General features: G+C 59.1%; 15 protein-coding genes. 8 read left to right on the forward strand and 7 right to left on the reverse strand.

Features of this window, described 5'->3' with window-relative positions; translation table 11 throughout:
- Positions 1–9 precede the first annotated feature (9 nt).
- Positions 10–939 (reverse strand): family 16 glycosylhydrolase, encoded by a 930-nt coding sequence (locus MOV63_RS06320; protein ID WP_040125433.1) that lies wholly within the window; start codon positions 937–939, stop codon positions 10–12.
- A gap of 42 nt (positions 940–981) precedes the next feature.
- Complete coding sequence (locus MOV63_RS06325; RefSeq protein ID WP_247032687.1) at positions 982–2,121, reverse strand: glycosyltransferase; 1,140 nt, start codon at positions 2,119–2,121, stop codon at positions 982–984.
- A gap of 185 nt (positions 2,122–2,306) precedes the next feature.
- Here MOV63_RS06325 and MOV63_RS06330 point away from each other — a divergent pair, with 185 nt between their 5' ends.
- Together MOV63_RS06330 and MOV63_RS06335 are read left to right on the forward strand one after the other, a co-directional pair.
- Positions 2,307–3,953, forward strand: a complete 1,647-nt coding sequence (locus tag MOV63_RS06330; RefSeq protein ID WP_247032689.1) for a GMC oxidoreductase — start codon at positions 2,307–2,309, stop codon at positions 3,951–3,953.
- On the forward strand, positions 3,937–4,950 hold the full coding sequence (locus MOV63_RS06335) for an NAD(P)-dependent oxidoreductase (protein ID WP_247032697.1): 1,014 nt from the start codon (positions 3,937–3,939) through the stop codon (positions 4,948–4,950). The genes MOV63_RS06330 and MOV63_RS06335 overlap by 17 nt, the downstream gene beginning before the upstream one ends.
- A gap of 44 nt (positions 4,951–4,994) precedes the next feature.
- Here the strand turns inward: MOV63_RS06335 and MOV63_RS06340 are convergent, their stop codons facing one another.
- From MOV63_RS06340 to MOV63_RS06350, 3 genes are all read right to left on the reverse strand, one after another.
- Positions 4,995–5,276 (reverse strand): hypothetical protein, encoded by a 282-nt coding sequence (locus tag MOV63_RS06340; protein WP_247032699.1) that lies wholly within the window; start codon positions 5,274–5,276, stop codon positions 4,995–4,997.
- Positions 5,277–5,428: 152 nt separating this feature from the next.
- A complete protein-coding gene (locus tag MOV63_RS06345; protein ID WP_309500813.1) occupies positions 5,429–6,763 on the reverse strand; it encodes a polysaccharide biosynthesis/export family protein in 1,335 nt (444 codons plus the stop codon).
- A 27-nt stretch (positions 6,764–6,790) separates the two neighbouring features.
- Complete coding sequence (locus MOV63_RS06350; protein WP_247032701.1) at positions 6,791–7,909, reverse strand: glycosyltransferase; 1,119 nt, start codon at positions 7,907–7,909, stop codon at positions 6,791–6,793.
- A 285-nt stretch (positions 7,910–8,194) separates the two neighbouring features.
- Here MOV63_RS06350 and MOV63_RS06355 point away from each other — a divergent pair, with 285 nt between their 5' ends.
- The 4 genes from MOV63_RS06355 to MOV63_RS06370 all read left to right on the forward strand — a co-directional run bounded on the left by MOV63_RS06355 (position 8,195) and on the right by MOV63_RS06370 (position 13,989).
- A complete protein-coding gene (locus tag MOV63_RS06355; RefSeq protein WP_247032703.1) occupies positions 8,195–8,914 on the forward strand; it encodes a sugar transferase in 720 nt (239 codons plus the stop codon).
- A 289-nt stretch (positions 8,915–9,203) separates the two neighbouring features.
- The gene (locus MOV63_RS06360; RefSeq protein ID WP_247032705.1) at positions 9,204–11,234 is read left to right on the forward strand and encodes a glycosyltransferase family 1 protein; all 2,031 of its coding nucleotides are present in this window, start codon (positions 9,204–9,206) and stop codon (positions 11,232–11,234) included.
- Positions 11,231–12,904: a Wzz/FepE/Etk N-terminal domain-containing protein gene (locus MOV63_RS06365; RefSeq protein ID WP_247032707.1), complete on the forward strand. Its 1,674-nt coding sequence runs from the start codon at positions 11,231–11,233 to the stop codon at positions 12,902–12,904. Before MOV63_RS06360 ends, MOV63_RS06365 begins: the two co-directional genes overlap by 4 nt.
- Positions 12,901–13,989, forward strand: coding sequence for a glycosyltransferase family 2 protein (locus MOV63_RS06370; RefSeq protein WP_247032709.1), 1,089 nt, complete (start codon positions 12,901–12,903; stop codon positions 13,987–13,989). Before MOV63_RS06365 ends, MOV63_RS06370 begins: the two co-directional genes overlap by 4 nt.
- Positions 13,990–13,994: 5 nt before the next feature.
- On the opposite strand, the gene MOV63_RS06375 is transcribed toward MOV63_RS06370, so the two are convergent.
- Positions 13,995–15,431: an oligosaccharide flippase family protein gene (locus MOV63_RS06375; protein ID WP_247032717.1), complete on the reverse strand. Its 1,437-nt coding sequence runs from the start codon at positions 15,429–15,431 to the stop codon at positions 13,995–13,997.
- An 89-nt stretch (positions 15,432–15,520) separates the two neighbouring features.
- Entirely contained in the window at positions 15,521–17,641 is a 2,121-nt protein-coding gene (locus MOV63_RS06380; RefSeq protein WP_309500814.1) for a hydrolase, read from the reverse strand.
- 148 nt (positions 17,642–17,789) lie between these two features.
- Between MOV63_RS06380 and MOV63_RS06385 the strand changes: the two genes are divergently transcribed.
- Together MOV63_RS06385 and MOV63_RS06390 are read left to right on the forward strand one after the other, a co-directional pair.
- Positions 17,790–19,208, forward strand: a complete 1,419-nt coding sequence (locus MOV63_RS06385; RefSeq protein ID WP_080719406.1) for an NAD(P)-binding protein — start codon at positions 17,790–17,792, stop codon at positions 19,206–19,208.
- A 7-nt stretch (positions 19,209–19,215) separates the two neighbouring features.
- Entirely contained in the window at positions 19,216–20,292 is a 1,077-nt protein-coding gene (locus tag MOV63_RS06390) for a glycosyltransferase family 4 protein (protein WP_247032719.1), read from the forward strand.
- Positions 20,293–20,399 lie beyond the last annotated feature (107 nt).

Consider the following 20,399-nt stretch of genomic DNA (forward strand, 5'->3'; position numbering starts at 1 on the left):
GCTTGTCCGTCAGGCATAGACCCGGAAATAATCGACCCGCATGCGGGTGAGCGTGTCCGCGGGCAAGAGCGGCTGCGGATAAGGGACATCGGAACGCAAGGCAAGCGTGAGCACCGGCCAGAACACGTCCTGATCGGCGTCGAGTTGCGCGGAGCGGTTGATCGTCCAGACCGCCGGCATTCCGGTCTTGGTATCAACGATGGGCTGCCGCTCGAAATAGATGGTGCATTCGGTGTCGGTGACCAGCACCCCGTATCGGCAATAACCGGCGGTCATGTCGATTGGAGTGGGCACGCCGGTTCCTTCATTATGCTCGCCGGGTTGCCCCCATTCGTGCAGATAGGCCCCGTAGAGCGTCGGCTCCCAGCCCTTGTGCTCGACGACGTCGATTTCGATGCTCGTCTGAGGACGAAGGATGCTGCGTCCGTTCATCATCCAGAAGGCAGGCCAGCTCAGCGGGTGTCTCGGAAACAGCATCCGTGCCTCGAAATAGCCGCGCCGCCAGCCTTTGAGGACCGTGCCGTCGCGCTTGGCCGTCTGAATATTGCCCGATATCCACTGAAATTCGGCGAGGTCGTTGCCGTAATAATTGGGGACCTTCATCGGCTGTCCGATGTGTTTTGCGGCCACTTCCAACGCCTTGCCATCGCTCGCGTTCGGGTCGTCGACGATCGCATAGGGGTTGAAGCCCTCTTCGCCGCGATCTCTCGCGAAAGCCGAACGGCCGTAAAAGCCCGGATCGGAGGTCGTCGGCTTCGGACCGGCGCTCCAGGTCGACCAATCGAGCCTGGTGAAATTGTCCTCGAATATCAGGGCTCGCCCGCTGGTGGGGTCTTCCAGGCGCGCAGATGCCGCCGACCGCCAAACGAGACCGCCGGCGAGGCCCGCCGAGGCCAGGGCGCCGACGGCGAATGAGCGGCGGGACAATAACGTCGTCATGATCCACCTCACGTCGTTTCATTCAGGCTGGCCCGCAAAGACCTATGCCGCTGCCGCGTTCCGCAACGCGTTGGCATGCACCTCAAGCACCCGCTCCGGGCTGTAGCAGTCAATGAACTCCTGCCGAAAGCCGGCGTGGGCCTGCTCGGCACGCAGATTGTCGCAATAATAGATCATCGCGTTCACGAGCTCCTCGAGACGATCCACCGGCACGAGCAGGCCAAGCCTGCTGTCGACGAGGATGTCGCTCGGGCCGAATTCGCAATCCGTCGCGATGACCGGCAGGCCGAACCGCAAGGCTTCACAGATTGCCAGCGACCATCCCTCCCATCGGGACGTGGAGACATAGACGTCACTTGCCGCCAGCGCGGGCTGGGGATTTTCGGGATGATGCTCCAGGCTTACCACGTCCGCGAGGCCGCGACGGTCGATCTCGGCGCGCAGGGCCGCCTCCCCGTCTCCATAACCGACGATTTTCAGCAGGACATTGCTGCGTTTTTTCCTCAGCTCGGAAAACGCGGCCAAAAGAATGTCCTGGCCTTTCTGAAAGGAGAAGCGACCGATATTGATGAACGTGACGTTATCGTCGACGCGTGCTTGGCCGGCATCGGAAAGGTCAAACTTTCGCACCGGGTTCGGCACCCAATAATGCGGCCGCTTGCTCTTGAACATCGCATTGAATGAGGTGAGCTGCCGCGGCGAGGTTCCGAAAACCGAGGCGATCTTCGGCAGGAAAAGTGTCTTCATCAAGAGGAAGAGTATCTTGGCTTTGATATGGCTGCGCTCCAGCTTCGGATTGCCGTGAAGATGGACGGCAAACCGGCGCCGGATGCCGATGCAGGAGGCCATGCAGATCACCGTCGGCTCGATCTGCGGCACGACGATAAGGTCATAATCCTTGCTCGCAATGACCTTCCGGAAGTTGCGCATCAGCTCGATCCGGCTCGAAGCCACGCGGTCGATAATCGTGTAGTTCCTGCCCTCCGGGCGATTTTTGTGAACCGACGTGTAGAGGACGTCCACTTCGAAGTCGCTCCCGTACTGATCCGTCAGGCCGGAGCAGATCGTATCCACGACCCTTTCGATACCGGCGAAAGCGCTCGTACCCGGTTGGACGTAGAGGATCTTCAAAGGTGTATGGGCACTAAGTCTTTCGGAGTAGGGCATGGTTGCTATTTGCATATACCTAACCTCTTTGAATTTTCCGAAGACCATGTATAGTAAGGAAAATCCCCTACAAAAAACGTCGGAAACATCCCTGCTGAAACATTAAGTTAAAACTGGCGGAATACAAAGAAATTCTTCACCGCCTAGCGCAATAACATTGATACAATGTCGATGAGATTGCAACAGCAAAGGTTTTCTGGATGTCCGTCATCGAATTAAACGGGATTTCGGGGAAAACTGTACTTCCGCTACCAGCCTGCAACATCTGCATTGTCGGGTCAGGACCTGCCGGCACGACGCTTGCGCAGGAATTGTCGAATACGAACCTGCGCGTCACTCTTCTGGAGAGCGGCGGCATGGCCCGTGATCCCCTGATGGATGCGCTTGACGAGATCGACAATGTCGGTCGTCCGCGGGCGGGTGACCAGTGGTCCGTTCGCAATCGTATCGTTGGCGGAAGCTCCCACACCTGGGGTGGACGTTGCGGCCCCTTCGACGCCATCGATTATCAAGAGCGTCCTTGGGTTCCGTATTCCGGCTGGCCGATCGATGGCGCCGATCTCGAACCCTATCTGGCGCGCACTGCCTCCCATCTCGGCCTGGCTCTCGGCAATGGCTACAATGATGAACGGTTCTGGGTGATTGCCAACCGCCAGCGGCCGGCACCGGACCTCGATCCGGCAATCCTGATCCCTTTCTTCTGGCAGTTCAGCCGGGACACGGAAGAAGCTTACCCTTATGAATATATGCGCTTCGGTCGTCATGTGGCCAAACGGATCGGCCCCAATGTCACACTCGTTACCGGGGCGACCGTGCAGAGCGTCCAGGTATCGGCGTCGGGGGATGCCGTGCGCGGCGTGCGATTTGCGGCGGCCGATGGCCGCCAGCAGGTATTGACCGCATCCATCGTGATCCTGTGCTGCGGAGGCATAGAAAACGCCCGCATACTGATGAACTCCGACGAGACGAAACCTCATGGAGTGGGAAACGACCATGACCAGGTGGGACGCTATCTCATGGACCATCTCAGGGGTTCGGTGGCGACCTTTTCGCTGCCGGGTTCCGATGCTCTTCAAAAACGCTTTGGCCGATACAATGTCAGTCGCCATTTCTTTCGCGCCGGATTTCGGCTGAGTCCCGATATCCAACGGCGCGAACAGCTGCTCAACTGCGCCGGCTGGCTCGGCGAGGTGTTGGCAAAGGATGATCCCTGGGATGCCTTGCGACGCGTTGCGGGGCGCACTCCGAGACTGCCGCAGGACCTGTTCCATATCATCGCGAACAGCAATTTGATCGTCAGGGGGGTGAAGGACTTTCTGGGGGCGAAGAATGGGGTCCCGCGCAAGCTGACCGAACTCGACCTGCAATGCATGTGCGAGCAGGTGCCCAATCCCGATAGCCGCGTGACCTTGTCGGAACGACGCGATCGGCTGGGCATGCGCTTGCCGCGGGTGGACTGGCGCAGCCACAGCGACGAGTCCCGCACGATGCGCAGAATGGCGGAATTGGCTGTCCAGGAACTGCCGAAAGCCGGGCTGCCCGCGCCGAAGCTGGAGGAATGGGTCAAGGACGGCGCCGAAATTCCCTCGACATTCGTCGATGTCGCTCATCCGACCGGAACAACGCGCATGTCCATAGAGCCCAAGCATGGCGTCGTCGACGCCAACTGCGAAGTGCATGGCGTCAGCGGTCTCTTCGTCCAGGGCAGTTCTGTCTTCCCAACGGCCGGGCACTGCAATCCCACCCAGATGATCGTCGCACTGGCTGTTCGCCTCGCCGATCACATCAAGATGAAGCACACATATCGAGAACCAGTTCCGGTGGCGGCCGATGCCAGATTTGCTTAAGGCAAAGCCAGTTCTGGTGACTGGCGCGACCGGCAGGATCGGCAGGATCGTCGTCACGGATCTGATTGAACGCGGTTATCCCGTACGTGCCACCACATCGAAGCCATTGGCGACGGATAGGGGCGAGGTTGACGATCTCCTGGAGTGGCGGCGGTTCGACTTCATGACGGATGACAATTGGGACGGGCTCGTCAAGGGCTGCTGCGCGGTTCTGCACCTTGCGGCCGAGCTCGGCAAGATGGAGCGCATGCAGCGGGTCAATGTGGAGGCCACCCGGCAACTTGCGCAAGCCTGCGAGCGTCAGGGTATCGCCGCCTTCTGTTACGTCAGCACCGTTTCGGTTTACGGGAGTGGACGAAAGCGCCTGATCGACGAGGCGTCGCCGGCGTTGACCGCCGATCGGGATATCCCCTCGCAATACTGGGCTCTCGATTATGTTCGAATGTATGGGCGGACCAAACTGGCAGGCGAGCTTGCATTGCGCGCCGTTGCAAGACAGACGCGCTATACGATCGTGCGGCCTGCCGTGGTCGTCGACATCAACCAGATCATCGGCATCCGTGACTGGAACCCGATCAAGCGACTGCTCGGCGCCCACCGCCATGCGCATCACATCTATGTTCGCGACGTCTCCGATGCGATGATCTGGCTTGTCGTGCGTAGCCTGGCGGGACACGGCCAGCCGGGGCAGGTCGAGGTCTATAACCTCGCTGAGGACGATTGCCCCGATCCACGGCATATCGATTTCATGCGAAAGGCTTTCGCCGTCAGCCATGACCGACGCTACAGAAGCGTGCCGATACCGGCAGTCGCCGACTGGCTTCACGATTTCCTGAGATTCAGAACCCTGCCTTTGAGAAACCCTCTGTGGCGAATGCGCTTTTCCAACCAGCGCCTGAAGGAGGCCGGCTATCGCTTTCGTTACGGCATGGCAGAGGCCCAACGGCTTGCGCTTTCCGCCCTCGAAAAGGGCGTCGAAAATAGAGAAGCCGGGTGACGAAGCGCCGCGTGACTGCACTCAAATGCCGGGTCTTGAGCTTCTCATTCTCCGGAGTATTTCGAATTCACGCCCAAAGAGGATTGCTCCCGCTCGTTTACCCGCCTCCGGACATAGAGAAGATAGAAGATTCCATTCATGGCGACACAACCCGCCTCAAGCGCCACTGCCACCAGGAACGCCCAGGTCAGCGCATCGGATACCGAATAATCGAGGACAATTGCGGCTGTCGCCAGAATGATGACGACTGCCAGAACGACAAGCGTGAAGATCAAAATTGGCAATCGGGCTGCGCAAAGCAAGCCGACGATGAATGCAATGACCAAGTCCCAAGTCATCAGCGTCCTTTGACCAGTTTCGTCTCCGGTATTTGAGAATTTTATTCTAACATGTGCTGAATGTCCCTAGCAAGCGGGAATCGACTAGCTTCCAGCTTCGAGCCGGATGACGATTTTGTGCTCTCGGCTTTGCCTGCGGTTTAGAAATTCTTCGGCCGACTATCTCTCACTCGTCTTTCCACTCGCAGAACGTCGCCCGGCGACACGTCATCGTTGTCACTGACGACCAGAGTCTGCATCGCTCCATTGATTGTTCGATTGACCTTGATGACAAACGCTGGCTCGCCGTCGGCTTCCAGCGCGGCAAGGGCGGCGGGAGCGCGCAACTCGATGTTCGCCAGAAGCGCACGCGCCGTTTTCGCCTTTTCGGAGTTGGCCGCCAATCGATCGCGCAGATCCACGGCCTCGGTGAGCGCGTCACCTCTGTATTTCTGGCGAAAATCGCCCATTTCCTGATCGAGCTTGGCGATATCCTGCTGCGTCTTGAGAATTGCAAGCGAGACATCCAGGCTGCGGCTTTCGAGATCCGCGACGCTTTGGTTTGCGCCAAGCTGCCGAGACGATACCGTCAAACCCTGGGACACCATCTTGTTGATGGCATTCAGATCCTTTGCCGCCATTTCGGTCTGCCTGGCGAGCGAGCTTTCCTTGAGCCGCAGGGTTTCGAGCTGGTTCGTGGCCAGAATCTTGGCCTGGCCAAGCCTGTCGAGCTCCGTGTTCATCAGATGCTGCCGGGTCTCGAACAAGGCCTGCTCATCCTGCATCACACGCGCCAGTGCCGGTCGGGAGGCTTGCGATGTCAGATCCTGCGGAAACGAGACCGTGGTCGCGCCGGCCAAAAGCGCCTCGACACGCGCTTGACGCGCCAGAAGGCCATAATGTTCGAATTCCAGTTGGCCGAGGTCTCCATGACTGACCAGCGCATCGCGCTGAAGAGCGAGCATTTCAGGATCTCCCTGCCCAAGCCCGCCAGCCATGCTGATTGCCTGGATCACCGTCAGGCCGGGGACGTAGCCGTATTTCCCCGGCTTGGACACCAAGCCGGTGACGAAGAATGGCCGATAGACCGAGACCTCCACGGAAGCATTGGGCCGCTTCTGCAAGCCGACCTGTTTCTGAAGCTGTTCCCCGATCAGGCCTGATACGTCATCCAGCGTCTTGCCGGCGACCTGAACGGTGCCGATGATCGGAAGCGATAACGTGCCTGCAGCGGAAACGGCGAATTCGCCGGTCAACGGCACCCATTCGAACGCCACTCCGGCATTCGGCCGCCATTCGAAAACGCGAATTTTAAGAACGTCCTGCGGCCCGAGCGTGTAGTCGGCCGCACCTGCCGGAATGCCCGGGAAAAAAACCGCAAACCAGGCCATCAGCACCAGGAGAAGCTTGGCCAGGTAACAGAGCCGGGAGGTTGGTGCGGCTGATGCACTGACATCCGTCGCAAACGGGCACTGCAAGAAACTCAGTTGCTGCATCCGGTCACTCCTGTTTCTCCAGTTGGCTTACGCTATTCGCACGTCATCCCAGATCGGCCCCTGCCCGGTGAGATGATTGGCGTAGGACCTGAATTTGTCGATGAAAACCGACGTCCTGAAATCCTGCGCCCGCGCCACGGCATCGGCGGGATTGAGATCCATTTTATCGAGACGTTCCACGGCATCGATGACGGCCTCGACCGACTGGATGGGGAAAAATACACCGGTCTTGCCGGCGACGACGGTTTCTGTCGCTCCGCCCCGTCCATAGGCGATGACAGGGCGACCGCTTGCCATCGCTTCAACAGGCACGATGCCGAAATCTTCCTCGCCCGGAAATACCAGTGCCCTGCAGCGTGCGTAGTGGTGCTGAAGGACGTCGAATGGTTGGGCACCCATGATCGTCACGGTCGGCCCGGCGATCTTGCGCAGGCGAGCCAGCATTTCGCCGCCGCCGATGACCACCAGCTTCGCCTTCATCTGGTTGAACGCTTCCACGGCAAGATCCGGGCGTTTGTAACTCACCAGTTCCCCGGCCATCAGATAATAATCCTCGAGGTCGCAGGTGGCGACCGGTCGAAAAGCCTGGGTATCGACGGGCGGATGGATGATCTGCGCATCCCTGCGGTAGTAGCTCTTCACCCGCTGCGCCACCGTCGTGGAATTGGCGATGAATTCATCGACACGGCTGGCCGCCGCGACATCCCAGGTCCGCAAATAATGGGCCAGCGGCGGCATCATCATTCGCGTCAACCTGCCGGAGGTTTCATAGTACTTATTGTACATGTTCCAAATGTATCGCATCGGCGAATGACAGTAACAAATATGGATAGCCGGCGAGGTAGGTATTACTCCTTTTGAGGGTCCCGACTCGCTACTAATGACGAGGTCATACCCGCTGAGGTCCAGCTGCTCCAAGGCCATGGGCATCAGCGGCAGATATTTTTTGTACATCCGCTTCGCATAGGGCAAGGAATCGATGAAGGTCGTCTGGATGCGATGCTTCCGGATTTCTGCTGAAATTACAGCAGGATCATACACATGGGTGTAGATATCGGCGCCCGGATAAATCCGGCAGAGCGCCTCCAGGACCTTTTCACCGCCCCGCATTCCGACCAACCAGTAATGGATGATTGCCACCCGCATGAAGTCTCCCCAATGACCGAGCAATAGGCCAAGTTCTTTAGCCATTGCAGCAATTTGGCTCACGCTCTAGATCGAAAGAAGTAAATATAATTATCTACCCCAGAATGTGCAGTTTAATTCGCACATATATCGGTAAATATTACGATACATTCCATGATTGCCTAAATAGTGCGCCGCAATAAAAGTATTGTCAAATGAAATACCAAGAGCTAACGTGGTGTGGATGCCGCTATAGATTGTCTGCCCATACCCTTTCGTCTTTTTCCTAGAGTACGGAGCCCGCAGATGAATGACATGAATGTCAGTGGTAATTTGAATGCGATGAACGGCACGCATCTTCAGGCACCCGAACAATTCGCTTTCCCGAGGATCGGAAACGAGGCTTCTCATCGCCTCTCAGTCTATCTGAAACGGGCTCTCGACACGGTCATTTCCCTTATCGCCCTTATCGTTCTCATGCCGATGATCGTGATGTTGATCGCCCTGCTTTATGCCGTTCAGGGTCGCCCGATCTTCGTTGGGCACCGCCGGATTGGCAAGAATGGGGTGATGTTCCCCTGTCTCAAGTTCAGGACAATGGTCCCCAATGCCGACGAGGCTCTGCTTCGGCATCTCTCAGCCAATCCATCGGACGGGGCGGAATGGGCCGCCACGCGCAAACTGAAGAACGACCCCAGGATTACGCCGCTCGGCGCCTTGCTGCGCAAGAGCAGCGCCGACGAGATACCACAGCTCCTGAACGTGGTACTCGGGCAGATGAGCATCGTCGGCCCGCGCCCGATCGTACCGAGCGAGGCGGAGTTCTATGGTCGCCACTTCGTGGATTACATCCGGGTTCGGCCGGGCCTGACTGGGCTTTGGCAGATCAGCGGCCGCAACGACATCAGTTACAACGCACGCGTCGAACTCGACATGCGTTATGTCCGGGAACAAAGCATCTGGGGGGATATCGTCATCATGGCCAAGACCGTCCCGGCGGTCCTGCGCGCACACGGCAGCTATTGATCAATCACCCGATCCCGCGGGGGCGGTTAAGACACGGCGGACGTTCCGCGGGATCGAGCGCATACGGCAGACGCAATGCAATAGCATCGAGGGATCAGCACATCTTGCAAGCCAGTTTTGAGATCGTAAGCATAAACTTTCAGCAAAAAGAGACCGCCATCTGCTTCTCGCTGCGGCCTCGTTTTTCGCAAACCGGAAAATTTGTAGATGGGCGGGGCTCCCTCGTCCACCGCCCTTGGTCTTTGGACATAGCGCCCTCCTTCCGCGCGAACCATGATGGAGGGCAGCCGTGAGCTCAATCGAGCACTGCGCCATCAACGGGCGGTTCCTGACGCAAAGTGCGACCGGCGTTCAACGTTATGCGATGAATGTCGTCAAAGCTCTCGACCGCACCTTCGGTCATGACGAACGCCTGCCGATAATCGCGCCCCTCGGCACACCGGATCCGGGTTTTGCCCAACTTCCTCTGGTCACCTCCGGTGGTTTCGGCGGCCACGTGTGGGAGCAGGCCGTGCTTGCCCGGACTTGCCGGGGGCCGCTGCTCAATCTTTGCAATTCGGCACCCGTTGTTAAGAAGGATCAGATCGTCTGCATCCATGACGCCAACATTTTTGCCGCCCCCGAAAGTTATAGCCGCGCCTTCCGTATAGCCTACTCGCGGCTGCATCCGCTTCTGGTTCGACGGTCCGCTCGCATCGCCACGGTCTCCCACACATCAGCGCGGCAACTTGCCCGCTACCTGCCTGTCCGGCAGCAGGACATTGCCGTCCTTCCCAATGGCCATGAACACGCTCTCGAGTGGGACGCCGGGCTGGCGAAGGTCGCCCCGCAAATCGTCGGTGCCATAAGCGCAAGAGGCCGCCAGTTCGTCCTGGCGCTCGCCTCCCGTGCCCCGCACAAGAACCTTGGTTTGCTGATGAAAGCTGCGGAGGCTCTGGACGACCTGGATATCGACATTGTCGTCGCCGGCGGAAGTGCCGGCATTTTTGCCTCCGACCTTTTCGAAAAACGGCCGAATCTCCTCCTCGTGGGGCGGGTGTCGGACGACGACCTTGCCTATTTCCTGAAACACGCACTCTGTCTGGCATTCCCCTCCATCACCGAGGGTTTTGGGCTGCCGATTGTCGAAGCCATGGCCTTGGGTTGCCCCGTCGTGGCGTCCGACTGCGCCAGCATGCCCGAAGTATGCGGCGCGGCGGCGCTGATGGCCTCTCCCTTCCAGCCGGAGGCGTGGATCAGGCATATAGCGGCCCTGAAGGGCTCGGATCTGCTCAAAGGCGAGTTGCGCGGCCGGGGCTTGGAGCAGGTTCGCAACTTCTCCTGGACGAACACCGCAGCGGGTTATCGAGAACTGCTCCAGGACCCTGCGAAAGGCCTCGTTCCCCGTAAATCCCCCAATTCGACGGAACTCAGCCTGGCGGTTGTCATCGCCACGCGCGGCCGCCCGGCCATCGTCAGCGCGACGGTGCGCCATCTTCTCGCAACCCAGACGGTTCGACCGGATACGCTGGTGGTGTCCTGCGTCGATACGTCCGACGTCGGCGACCTGGTCTCCGATCCCAAAGTGACGATCGTCACCGGAAAGGCCGGCCTTGCGGCCCAACGCAACCGAGCGCTCGCCAACCTGCCCGCCGGAACGGACGTGGTCGTCTTTTTTGACGACGATTTCGTCGCCCATAGGAATTGGCTGGCGTCCGCCCTTTGCGCGTTTCGCGATGAAAGCCGCCTCGTCGGGCTGACGGGGCACGTGATCGCCGACGGAATCAAAGGCCCCGGCATCCCCTTCGATGAGGCCCTTCGCCTTCTGGATCGCGCGCCATCCCCTGGTTCGAGGTGGCATGAGCCCTACAGTCCCTATGGCTGCAACATGGCCTTCCGCATATCGGCCATCGGCGACGCAAGGTTCGACGAACGGCTGGTCCTGTACGGCTGGCTGGAGGATCGTGACTTCGCGGCCGCACTTGCCAGGCAGGGTGGACGCTTCGTCAAATCGGACGAGGCCTGTGGCGTACATATGGGCGTCAAGAGCGGCCGCGTGAGCGGTGAGCGGCTGGGATACTCTCAGATCGTCAACCCGCTTTACATGATGCGCAAGGGCACCATGACGCTTGCGCAGGTTGCCGACCAGGTTCTGCGCAACATCACCAGCAATTTCGGCCGGCTGTTATGGGCGGAACCGTTTATTGATCGACGCGGGAGGGTCAAAGGCAATCTCATGGGCCTTGCCGATGTTTTGCGGGGGCGCCTGGAGCCTGAGCGTGCTGCTCGATTGCCAGTTTTCGACGCTCTTGCGCTGCGGACCGGAGGAAAGGCCAAATGACTTTCAACAGGCCCGGCCCTCTGGAGGACGCTTCCCGTCTGTGGCGCATGGATCGCGAACCGATGGGCGATGCCGGCGAGGGCCCACTCGCGCTGTTGCGCCTGATGATCGCGCTTGCGTGGCGCAACAAGATGCGGCTTATCGCGTGTACGGCGGCGGGGTTCCTGCTCGCCTTTCTTTATGCGAACTCTCTTCCCCGAGTGTACAATGCCACGGCAACGCTTCTGCTGGAGCCGCGGCAATTTGCTTCCGCAGGCCGCGACATCAGCGGGCAGCAGAACCTGGACCTGAACAGCGCCGAGAGCGAATTGCAGATCATTCGTTCGGAGCGGCTTCTATCCGCCGTGTTCGAAAGCCTTGTCCTTCAAGGCGACGCCGAACTCGGCCCCCGGCCGCCCAAGGAATTCAGCGGCCTGGCGGTTCAGGTGCAGGACACGATGTCGACGCTCGTGGACAATGGGTTGACGACGCTTGGCAAGACATCAAGGCGGGCCGAGGATTCACTGGATCCGACCGCAGATCCCCGCGAAAACGCACGCCGCATTGCTTTTGCGAATTTCGTCAAACGGCTGAGCGCGCGGCGGGTGGGGCAATCTTACGTCGTCGAAATCGAATTCTGGTCATACAATCAGAACCTCCCTGCCCGCGTCGCAAACGCCATGGTGTCGGGATACATCCTGCAATCGATTGCCTCAAAAGAACAGATGGCGCGAGCTGGCACGGACACGCTGCAGGGACGACTGGACGCGCTGGCTATCCAGGTCAATGCTGCCCGGGAGGCAATGAGGAACGGCACGTTGCCGGCGGTGGCCACACCGGATGCCGATGCCCGGATCATCGGCGCCGCACTTCCGCCACTCGATCCCTCCGGCCCGCGCAAGACACTGATCGCCGCATTGGGTGGGCTGTTGGGGTTCCTGATCGGTATGTCGACCATAGCCATCAACGTGGCCTTTGATCGCCGGGTACGCGATGCGAAGGAACTCTCGCAGGAATCTGGCATTCCATGCTTGGCGATGGTTCCGGACACCGGAAAAACGGCAGGCATCGGGTGGCGTTTCGATAGCCCGGCGCTTCAACGATACGCCAGCGTCATTCGTGACTTGAAAACCTCCGTCGATGTCGCTTGCGCATCACAACGGCGGGAAAGAAACATCGTGATCGCGTTCATCGGGGCAACCGCTGCGACCGGCGTTTCGACCCTGTCTCTCAGCATGGCGCAGCTTCTGAGCCGAAGCGGCCACCATGTGACGTTCTTCTATTCGGGGCTACCGTCCATGGTCGAAGAGACATCCAGTTCTTCAACTTCCCTGGCCGACGTCGCAATCTCAGGTCTGAAGGCGGATCAGCTGTCGTTCGGCAATCTCGATGGCATTGCCACTCTGCCGATCCACTCGATAGAGCCGCATATCAACATTTTTGCAGATTTCCGTCATTCCAGCGTGTTGCGGATTCTGGAAACGGCTCGATTGAAGGGAGATGTCATCTTCGATCTTCCGGCCCTTGATAACTCCCTGGATGCGCTGGCACTGGCATTTCATGCCGATGCCGTCTTGATCGTTGCAAAAAGCGGACGCACGACAATTGACGAGGTGAAGGACGTTCACAACCAGCTGCGGCGCGCTGGTGCGCCGGTGATCGGCACCGTAGTCAACAGGGTCAGGTCATGACCGCGGACCCCGTGACTTCCCGAGAAACACCTCCACAGGTGCAGGACTCCTTCGAAGCTCACCGATCCGCGGATGATCCGGAAGGCAGTATCTGCAAGCTCGCGATCATCATCACCTGCTTCAACTATTCGCAATTCATCCGGCGCGCGGTTGAAAGCGTCCTTTCGCAAAAGTGTAGGCAGTGCCAGATCCTCGTGATCGATGATGGTTCCACCGATGGTTCGTGGGAGGTGATCCGCGGATTGGGAGTGCGTGCGTTTCGGCTTGCAAATGGCGGTCAACGCAAGGCCTGTCTTTTTGGCCTTGAGCAGACACAGGCACCCTTCGTCCTATTCCTCGATGCCGATGATGAGCTCCTTCCCGAGGCATTGGAAGTGATCATCGCCAACCTGGACGACGGCGTTGCGAAACTTCAGTTTCCGTTGAAGCGGATCGATGGCGACGGCAATGTCATCAGCGGCCCGATACCCGAACTCCAGGCGTTCAGAGGGCGTGAACTGGCCGGGCACGTTTTACGCACCGGTGTCTACGCGACGCCCCCGACCTCGGGCAACGTCTTTAGACGCGACGTGTGCGAGCTCCTGAAGGACGCCGACTATGACAGGGCAGTCGACGGCATTATCCTGTTCGCGGCTCCATTCATCGGCGACGTGCTGAGCCTGCCGCAGCCGCTGGGTCTTTACCGGGTCCATGACCGCAACGATTCCGGCTTCGGTGACGAATTGAATACGCAGGCTTTGCATCGGGATCTTCAGAGATTCGTCGCCAGGACGGAGCATCTGCGCCGGATCCTGCCGGGCTATGGCTATCGGTCCGGTCTCGTATCCACCGAGCACGCCTATTTCTATCGCGAGCGGCGCTTTTATCTTGCCGTGGCGGAGGACGAACGGATTTCCTTTGCCAGCCTGTCTGGACTTGTGGGGCGGCTGTGGCAGGACAAAAACCCGCTGCGGATGAAGGTTTCCATGACACTGTTTTTCACGGCCGTCAGTCTGCTTCCCAGAGATCGCGCCCGAAAGGCGCTTGCCTATCGTCTGGGCGCCGGGACCCGCTCGACGCGCGGGCTCATTCGGGCGCTGACCTGAGCGGATTAGCGATCGACCAGGTCAGGTCTTCCGGATGCAAGGGCAATCCGCATGCCCAGCCCGAACAGTGTCGCGATATAAGTGGCTGCGCCCGCGCCCGCTACCACGACAAGCTGTATCACAACGGGCAGACCGGACGCCGGCATTCCCGTTCGCAACCAGATGACGACAATTGCCATGACGGTAGCGGAAGCCAGAACTTTCCAAAGGTTGCGGATCTGCTGCCATGGCCCCAGCCCGAACAGCCGCCGTGCCTCGGCAATGTAGAAAACAGCCATGACGGAAGCCACCAGAATTCGGGCAATGCTCGCTCCATGGGCGGCGAACAGATAGAAGCCAATGGAGATCAGAACGACCCGGAAGCACAGGTCGACCGTATTGAGCCTGAAAATGACGGAGGGTCGATCGAGAGCGAGGCTCGCCGAATAGAGCGTCTGGAAATACGGTATCGGAATGACTGAAAGGGCGAGCAGGCTGAGATAGGGAGCCGCGTCGCTCCATTGCGCTCCGAGCAGGATAGCGGTCACGAGATCTGCCGTCAGGGAGAGGCCGACGCAAACGGGAAGCGAAATCAGCATCGCGAAACGGCTTGCCTTGAGGAAGGCCGTCCTCATGCGGTCTGCATTCGAACTGATCTGCGAAAAAGCTGCCATGACCGGCTGCAGCGCCGGACCGATTATGCTCTGGGTCGGGATGACGGCGATGTCACTTGCAACGGCGTAGCGGCCGAGCATGGCGCTGTTTCCGGCAGAGCCGATCAGGAAACGATCAAACTGCCAATTCAAGGCGGACACCAGTTGCGCCGAACTGAACCAGCCGATAAAGCCGGCAAAATCCGGGAGCCGCTTCAGCGAGAAGGCAGGTCTGTAAGGGGCCACGGCATAAGAGGCCATGGTGGCGACAAATGCGGTGGTCACGAAATTGACGACGATCGCCCAATAACCGCCTCCGGCAGCCACGGTGGCGACAGCGGCTGCAAAAGCGCAGAGCTTGCTGATCGTTTCGATCGCGAATGTCGGGCGGAATTCGAGCGCGCGCGCAAAATGCACCATGGCGGGGCTCATGAATCCCTTCGCGATAGGGCCGAGCCCCATGGCGGCGATCACCGGGACGAGCAATGGATTTCCATTGACCAGAGAATACGGCCAGGTCCCAACAAGGAAGATCGCGGCGATCGCCGAACTTCTCAACACGCCGAGTGTGAAGCCGGTATCAAGGTGGCTCTTATCGAGCACCGGCAGTCGCACCAGTGCCTGGGTGACCGGAACCTCCAGAACCGTATCGATGACGACGACCAGTGCCATTGCGAGTGCCGCCAGTCCAAAATCCGTCGGGGACAACAGGCGGGCGAGAATGAGTACGTTGAAAAAGTCGATAAACCGCCCGACAAAGCGGGAAAAGACGAGCCAACTGGCTCCTTTGAGAGCTGCGAACGCAAGCATTCTTCACCACGCCCCTGTCTCACCGCCGGGCTCCACGAACGAGGAGGCCTGCTTCTTTTTCCGTCGTTGGTATTGTCCTCGAATGCTCTTCAACGGTTCAGTTTGGCCGAGAAGCCTCGAAGGACATGCGCCATTCCAACGGCGCGGAGCAAGGCCGGCTTCAACCGCGGAAACTCCTGCGCAATCGCTCCTTCGCGCCATAGCTGAGATTTCACGGCCATCAACTTGCGTGCCATTCCGGCCCGTGTCGCCGGCGTAACCGTCGCGACGAATTCACCTCGCCCGAAATCGACCGATCGGGGAGCCACGCCCAAGGCGATCATATCCGCCTTGGACGGGTTTATGATCGCCTGTTTAAGTCTCAGCCAGGCCCGGTCCGCATCGCCTAAAACCTGGGCGCCGCTGGAGAGACCATCGATATAGCGTAGCGCGCCGGTGAGAAGCGGATTGCCAGCGGCCGGATCGAGCCTGCCGAAGCGAATCTCTCCCGAATTGCCGATCACCATGCCGTCATGCCCAATGCTGAGCGTTTTGACGGAAGGTATGGCCGGCTCAAAAAGGCTCTCGATGATGTGCCAGTACCGCAGGACCACTGTCCTCGTCTTGAAGGGATTGTAGAAGCGATCCTCCACTACGAGACCAGCCACATTGGGGAAATGGTCTTCGCTAAGCCCCTTGTAATTGCATCGCGCAAACTGCACCGTTTCGAAACGATGCTCCGGCAGCCCGGCGGACAGAAGCCTCTGGGTGCTGCCGTAGAGCCCGGTATCGCAGAGAATAATACGTTTGGCATCACCTGCGATTTGCGCGATATGGATCTTGAAGCAGTCATTCTGACTGTCGATGTCTTGCGCGACGGCGCTGCCGGCTGTCGTATCGAGCATGCCGAAAAAGCGGCTCGCATCAAAAACCTGCTGCCACTCGTCAGGTAGATTATAAGAACCGTTGCCGAGCGCATGGGCAACGGCAGCGAAACTTGCGCATTCGAATTCGCGCGCCAGTTCGTCGAGGGCAGCCGGGCTTCTGGCCGCCACCGCTGAGCGGGCAGCAATCAGACGCGAAATCAGGATGTTCTCGCGCTTCAACGAAAGAGGCAGGTCGAGCACGGACTGGAGGCGTTCGAAAGCTTCCCGTATGCCAAGTCCCCCGCGCGCGCAAAAGAGCATTGTCGCATCACGGTCCGAACTCGCCTGCTGCCCATATAGCCATAAAAAGAGACAGAATTCTGCGACGATCGGACCGAATACATGTTCGCCGAAGTGAACCTGATCGCCGATTGGCGGTATGGCCCCGCGGGAGCCCGATCCACTTTTGACTTGCCGCAGCCCTTCCGCCAGGGCTCCGTTGCCCCGTGAAACGAGCCGCTTGAGGTGGTTCTTCGGCATATGGATGGTCTGTATCCCCATGCTCTTTGGGACGAGGCAATCGGCGAGGAGGTCGTCACCGATGTGCAGGGCGCGCGAAGCATCCACGCGTTCAGCCTTTAGAACCAGAGAAAACAGGTCGCCCTGCCGCTTGCTGGCCTTCAGATCCGCGCTTGAATAGATCTCGTCCAGGAGGCCCGGGCCGTGAAAATGGTCGATGAGCTCGCCGACTTTTTCACCGGACAGCCCCGTATCGGTGATTGCCACGACCCTCACACCGGCTTGACGATGGCGCCGCAACAGCATGGCAAAATCACCATTCGCAAAAAGCGCCCGCTTTTCGACTTCAATCTCGATAGCGATCCGCTTCTCTATCACGGAACGCGACAGCCCGAGAATGGCGACTTGGCGGCTGATGACATCGCAAAGGCATACCTCGCCCCGACCGCCTCCCATGTTCAAGGCACGATATGCCATCTTTTCGGCAAGCAGCCTGGCCCGGATCAGTTCCTCGGGGCACATGGGCGAACCCTGGCCCTGCAGAAAACGGGCAAACATCTTTTCACCCGCAATGATGCGCGACCGCCGGGACAGGCCGTTGCGCAACAAAAGGGTATCGAACACGTCTGTCGCAATCAGCTCTATGGAATGAAGGGGCCGATTGAGATCGTCGAGGCTCCGTCGCGGCATCCAGCATACCCCTTGCAAATTACCGGAACCAGCGCGCCTTGACGGGCCAGCGCCAATCCAAATCCCTGATAGAAAATTTCCCCCGAACGCATCCGAAGAAGAAGAGCGCATTCGTGCCGATGGCAGAGTGTAACAGACATAGACAAATGCCTTCAAGTTAAATTAATATATACCAATTAGTATATCTGCCAAAAATATCACCACTCCGGTATTTATTTGAACAATAACGAGGCACGCGCAATATATATTGGATTTCCCGTTCTGTAATAACTCGGAAGTACTAGATCAAACGATGGAGACCTGCATGCAGGAGGCGACGTTCCCCACCCCTCAAAAGGCGGCCGATCTGGAGTATGATGCCATTGTTTTGGGAGCGGGGGTTAGCGGTCTCGTTTCAGCCGCCGTGCTGGCCAACCAGGGATGTCAGCAAATCCTGGTCGTCGATGAATACGGCCATATCGGCGGGAACCACATGGACTGGTCGACGAATGGATATACATTCGACATCGGAAGCCTGATTTTCCAGGACGATTCCCCCCTGCTGACGCATTTTCCCGAACTCCTCCCTCTCTATGTGCCGATCGAGCCTCGCTGGGGGCGGTTGAACCCCCAGAAGATGGTCACGGATTATCCGATTTCGCTGCGCGACGACATTTTGCGGGCCGGCGCCAAGGGGATGATGCGCATCTTCGGGTCGGTGTTCTATGCGCGGCTGTTCCAGCGCGAAATGCGCAACGCAAGAGACTTTTCACGCTACTGGATCGGCGCCGAGCTTCTCCGGCGGTCCGGCCTGGAATCCTATATGCGGAGGTTTTACGGGATCGCGCTTGATCAGATCGATATCGATCTGGCAAAAAAAAGGATGCTGTGGATCAGCGAACATGCCTCGCTGGGCAACCTCGCCCATCGCCTTTTTCGTCGCCGACGCCAGGGTCCGACCAACAAGCAGCTCGCCCGCCCCAAATCCGGATTTGCGCCCCTTTACCGGCTCGCTCAACAAAACCTGGAGAACCGAGGGGTGCAATTCGCCCTGGGCGTCAAACCAGTCGCAATCGACCGATTGGAGAACGGCTTTCAATTGAGGCTGGAAGACCGGGTGATTACCGCAGGCCGGCTGTTTTCGACGATCCCGATCGAACGGGTGCAGGCCCTGTGTGCCATCGAGCGGCGCCACGTTCTCAATACCACCACCCTCATCAGCCTCTATTTCAGCTTCAGCGGAGAGCGTGGCTTTCAGCAGCCGATCATCTACAATTTCTCACATGATGGTGCATGGAAGCGCTTGACGGTCTATTCCGACTTCTACGGCCAGGCCCATGGGCGGGAATATTTCGCCGTCGAAGTCGTTGCCGACCGACCGGACAGCCCGGTTGAAATGGCCGAATTGGATTTTCGGGCGCACGTTGCGGCGAACGGGCTGTTTCGAGGGGATCTGAAACTCGAAGGCGCCCAAGTCCTGACCAATGCCTATCCCGTCTACAGCCGGGACGCCGCGCGCCAGGCGGATGAAGCCATCGCTGCACTGCGTGCGTTTGGAATCCAGTCCTACGGACGCCACGGCGGGTTCAACTACCAGCCGACAGCCCGTGTCTCCACCCTCGATGCGGAAGCCGCTCTCGGATTCGAACGGAAGGTCTCTCAGCCGCCGGGAGCGGTCGAGACTTCTCCCCAGACGGAGCCGGCACCCTCGCCGCTTCTGATATCCTCTCCCACAACCCCGTGAGCCCACTATGCGGATCATGCATGTTCTGAACCACACCCGGCGATTGAACGGCAATGTGCATGCGGCTATCGACCTTGCCTGCGCTCAGGTAAAGCTCGGCCACACTGTCTGCATGGCAAGCGGTGGAGGCGATTTCGGCGGATTGCTTGCACGCAACAGGGTGGAAACGGTTTTCGTCGATCAGCAGAGAAAGCCTCTCACCGTGCTCAAGTCGCTTTGGGCGCTGCGACGCCTCATCCGTGACTGGAAGCCGGATATCGTGCATGCGCATATGATGACGAGCGCTGTTCTTTCAGTCCCCGCCTGTCGTTTATCGTCGACGCCGCTCATTACCACCGTTCACAATGCATTCGAAAAAAGCGCCGTGCTGATGGGGCTTGGCTCATGCGTAATTGCCGTTAGCGAAGCCGTTGGGAAATCGATGCAGGAGCGCGGCATAGCGGCATCGAAACTGCGCGTCGTCCTCAACGGCACAATCGGATCGGCGCGGTTCGAAGGGCGCGACAGGACGCCTGCGTCCCTTCGCAGTCCAAGCATACTTTTCGTGGGAGGGCTGCATCCCAGAAAAGGGTTACCCGACCTCCTGGAAGCCTTCCGCCTGGCGCACAAGCAATATCCCGACAGCCACCTTTATATCGCCGGCGGCGGGCCCTTTGAGGACGCCTACCGGCAATTGGCCAGCGAAACGGGCTGCGCAAGCGCCATCACATTCGTCGGCGCCATCGACGAACCGTTTCCCTACATGTTAGGCGCCGACATCTTCGTCCTTCCCTCCCATGCCGATCCTGCCCCGCTCGTCCTGTCGGAAGCGCGTGAGGCGGCCTGTGCGGTGATCGGCGCGGACGTGGATGGCATCCCGCAGCTGCTCGGTTTCGGAGAGGCCGGGATCCTTGTCCCACCGCGCGATCCGCAAGCCTTGGCAGCCGTTCTCTGCGACCTGCTGGCGGATCCCGAGCGGCTGGATATGTGGAAGGCAAAGAGCCAGTTGCATATCAACAATCTGACGATCGAGCGCGTCGCCCGCGAGACGCTCAGCGTCTACAAGTCCGCCTTATCACCTGGAGCAGAGGTCGTCCCGGCCTAGCAGGCTGTTGAAAAAGGCCTAGCCTGAGCGCTCCTCTCATGATTCATTGGTCCCGTCGAGATTGGGAATTGATGGATGCGCGGCGGCGACGTGAGATCGGGTGAACT

This window comes from Neorhizobium sp. SHOUNA12A (genome assembly GCF_023006505.1).
In the GTDB taxonomy this organism is placed as follows: domain Bacteria; phylum Pseudomonadota; class Alphaproteobacteria; order Rhizobiales; family Rhizobiaceae; genus Neorhizobium.